This window comes from Pseudomonas sp. MWU13-3659 (assembly GCF_023757525.1).
Taxonomy (GTDB): domain Bacteria; phylum Pseudomonadota; class Gammaproteobacteria; order Pseudomonadales; family Pseudomonadaceae; genus Aquipseudomonas; species Aquipseudomonas entomophila_E.
Genome location: NZ_JAMSHW010000130.1, coordinates 1 through 311, shown reverse-complemented (window position 1 = coordinate 311; position 311 = coordinate 1). Strand labels below are relative to the sequence as shown.

Below are 311 nucleotides of genomic sequence, written 5' to 3'. Positions count from 1 at the left end.
TTCGTCTTCCCTCCGGCCATCAGGAAGGTGATTTACACCACCAACGCCATTGAGAGCATCAACGCCCAGCTACGTAAGGTCATCAAGACTCGCGGGCATTTCCCGAATGATGACGCAGCGACCAAACTGATTTGGCTGGGATTGCGCAACATAACAGCCAATTGGGGAAAGCCGGCTCATGATTGGAAAAGCGCGATGAATCAATTTGCGATTCTGTACGGAGATCGGTTCATCAGGCCAACCTGGTGAAAATCAGGGCCTGCCTGACGGCAGGCCATTACCGGCCCGAACACAAAAAAACTGACAGTCCC

Annotated in this window: 1 protein-coding gene; it reads left to right on the top strand. The window is 52.7% G+C overall.

From position 1 onward, the window contains the following. Window positions 1-249: transposase (locus tag NGM28_RS28635; protein ID WP_252092570.1), on the top strand; the 249-nt coding region annotated here is incomplete at its 5' end. Window positions 250-311 lie beyond the last annotated feature (62 nt).